The 2,834-nt window shown below is 71.5% G+C and carries 3 protein-coding genes; 2 read left to right on the top strand and 1 reads right to left on the bottom strand.

The window, feature by feature from the left end:
* The first annotated feature begins 210 nt into the window (after nucleotides 1–210).
* Nucleotides 211–1,626 (top strand): FAD-binding oxidoreductase, encoded by a 1,416-nt coding sequence (locus AOK01_RS39200; protein WP_055520305.1) that lies wholly within the window; start codon nucleotides 211–213, stop codon nucleotides 1,624–1,626.
* Nucleotides 1,627–1,648: 22 nt separating this feature from the next.
* Here AOK01_RS39200 and AOK01_RS39195 read toward each other — a convergent pair whose 3' ends face one another.
* Nucleotides 1,649–2,122: an SsgA family sporulation/cell division regulator gene (locus AOK01_RS39195; protein WP_055520303.1), complete on the bottom strand. Its 474-nt coding sequence runs from the start codon at nucleotides 2,120–2,122 to the stop codon at nucleotides 1,649–1,651.
* Nucleotides 2,123–2,385: 263 nt separating this feature from the next.
* Here AOK01_RS39195 and AOK01_RS39190 point away from each other — a divergent pair.
* Nucleotides 2,386–2,834, top strand: a 449-nt coding sequence (locus tag AOK01_RS39190) for a DUF2510 domain-containing protein (protein WP_157871667.1), incomplete at its 3' end; no start/stop codon positions are given.

Genomic DNA, 2,834 nt, shown 5'->3' with positions numbered 1-2,834 from the left:
ATCGAGGATGAGCTTTGGTCGGGCCCGGCCGCCGCCCCGGCCGCCGGGCCCGACCCCAGCTCATCCTCGATGCCGCGCCGCACGCCGCTTCCCACGCCGCTCTCCATGCCGCTCACTGTGGGCCAATACGAAGAGCACACCCGGCCACCACCCCGACACGGAAAGCCTCGCGCGAGCGGGGTTCACACCGATGGCCCCGAGTGCGACGCTGTGATCATGAGCCGTATCGAAGCCCGACCCGACGAAGACATCGTGGCGGCGGGCAGCCTCGCCGAGCGTCTCCTCGCGGGCCTGCCGACCGAGGCCGTCCTCACCGACCCGGACGTCACCAGCTCGTACGCCAACGACATGGCCAGCTTCTGCGAGGCCGGCACCCCCGCCGTCGTGGTGCTGCCGCGCACCGTGGAGCAGGTCCAGCACGTCATGCGCGTCGCCACCGAACTACGCGTACCGGTCGTCCCGCAGGGCGCCCGTACGGGCCTGTCGGGGGCGGCCAACGCCTCCGAGGGCTGCATCGTGCTGTCCCTCGTCAAGATGGACCGCATCCTGGAGATCAGCCCCGTCGACCGGATCGCGGTGGTCGAGCCGGGCGTCATCAACGCCGCGCTCTCCCGCGCCGTCAACGAACACGGCCTCTACTACCCGCCGGACCCCTCCAGCTGGGAGATGTGCACCATCGGCGGCAACATCGGCACGGCCTCCGGCGGCCTGTGCTGTGTGAAGTACGGAGTGACGGCCGAGTACGTCCTCGGCCTGGACGTCGTCCTGGCCGACGGGCGGCTGATGTCCACCGGCCGCCGCACGGCGAAGGGCGTCGCCGGATACGACCTGACGCGCCTCTTCGTCGGCTCGGAGGGCTCGCTCGGCATCGTCGTACGGGCCACTCTCGCCCTCCGGCCGCAGCCGCCCCAGCAGCTGGTGCTGGCCGCCGAGTTCGCGTCGGGGGCGGCGGCCTGCGACGCGGTCTGCCGGATCATGGAGGGCGGCCATGTGCCGTCCCTGCTCGAACTGATGGACCGTACGACGGTGAAGGCCGTCAACGCCATGGCGAACATGGGCCTTCCGGAGAGCACCGAGGCCCTGCTGCTCGCCGGCTTCGACACGCTCGACCCGGCCGCGGACCTCGCCGCGGTCGGCTCGCTGTGCGAGGCGGCCGGGGCCACCCAGGTCGTACCGGCGGACGACGCGGCCGAGTCGGAACTGCTCCTCCAGGCCCGCCGGCTGTCCCTGACCGGCCTTGAGGCGGTCAAGGGCACGACGATGATCGACGACGTGTGCGTACCGCGCTCCAGGCTCGCCGAGATGCTCGAAGGGGTCGACCGGATCGCCGAGAAGTACCAGCTGACCATCGGGGTCGTCGCACACGCAGGCGACGGCAACACCCACCCGACCGTCTGCTTCGACGCGAGCGACCCGGACGAGTCCCGGCGCGCCCGCGAGTCCTTCGACGAGATCATGGCCCTCGGCCTGGAACTCGGCGGCACGATCACCGGCGAGCACGGCGTCGGCGTCCTCAAGAAGGAGTGGCTGGCACGCGAGATCGGCCCGGTCGGCGTGGAGATGCAGCGGGCGGTCAAGGCGACGTTCGACCCGTTGGGCATCCTCAACCCGGGCAAGCTCTTCTGAGGCACTTCTCCTCTCCGTCTCCTCACTCCCCGTCCTTGGACTCATCAGAGGGCCACGGGTCGCACAGCCACAGATCGTCGGCCGGGGCCGCCGCGAGCAACTCGGCGAGGCCGTCGTCGATACCGAGCTGCTCGGCCTCGGCGCCCGGCGGGACCGCCCGCAGGGTGCGCTCCAGCCAGGCCGACACCTGCGCGGCGGGCGCTTCGAGCAGCGCATCCCCGTCGGGCGAACTCAGCGCTATCAGCACGACGGTGCGCCCGCCGACCTTGGTCGGCCACACCCGCACATCCCCGTGCCCGCACGGCCGGAACACCCCCTCGACGAGCAACTCGCGCGCGAACGTCCAGCTCACGGGGTGCTCGGTGCCGATGTGGAAGGTGACGTGGACGGCGTACGGGTCGTCGGAGCGGTAGCTCAGCAGGGCGGGGACGGGGATGCTGCGTTCGGGGGACAGGACCAGTTTGAGTTCGAGTTCGCGTTCCACCACGGTGTACATGTCGTGCGGTTCCTCTCGTGTCCGGGGCCCTGTGGGCGGGCCCGTACTACTGGAGAGGCCGCGAAGTCCGAAGCATTACGCGGGTTCGGAGAAGTTTCTCGGCGGGCTTCTCGGTCCGTCACACGTATATCCCGCGGGGCCGGAAAAGGTGGGGGAACCTTGCTCGAAGGGGGTAGGTACACCGGGAGCGGCAGTGGCGGTTGCCCCCGTCTGATAGATGTGGACGCTCAACACGACCCCCGAGCAGATACGGGACGACGGACATGAGCGCCCCAACCCCGGCACCCGGCGACGACAGGCCCCGCGAGGGGTACTACCCGGACCCGTCCATTCCTGGATATGTCCGGTACTGGAACGGTGCCTCATGGGTGCCGGGCACCAGCAGGCCGGCGCCGGCCGGCGGCGAGCCGATCGCCTCGCCCACGGACGCGCAACCCACGGACGCGCGTTCCGCACCCGCGCCCGCAGCCGGGCCCGCGGCCACGCCCCTGTCCACGGAGGAGACGGGCCCGCACTTCTTCGACGAGGACCCACCCGCCGCGGGACCCTCGCCCGCCGAGGCGCAGCACGGCACCCGCCCCGAGCCGGCCACCGCGTGGGGCGCCGACCGTTCCCGGCAGTCCGGCTTCGGCGGCGATCCGGACCGCCGGGTCCGCTGGGGTTCGCCGGCGTCGGACCCACGCGTACCGTCGGAGCAGGCCCGACCCACCCC

The sequence above is a fragment of the Streptomyces aurantiacus genome, assembly GCF_001418335.1.
GTDB lineage: Bacteria > Actinomycetota > Actinomycetes > Streptomycetales > Streptomycetaceae > Streptomyces > Streptomyces aurantiacus.
The sequence above is the reverse complement of the archived record's forward strand: the minus strand, read 5'-3'. Positions and strand labels throughout refer to the sequence as shown.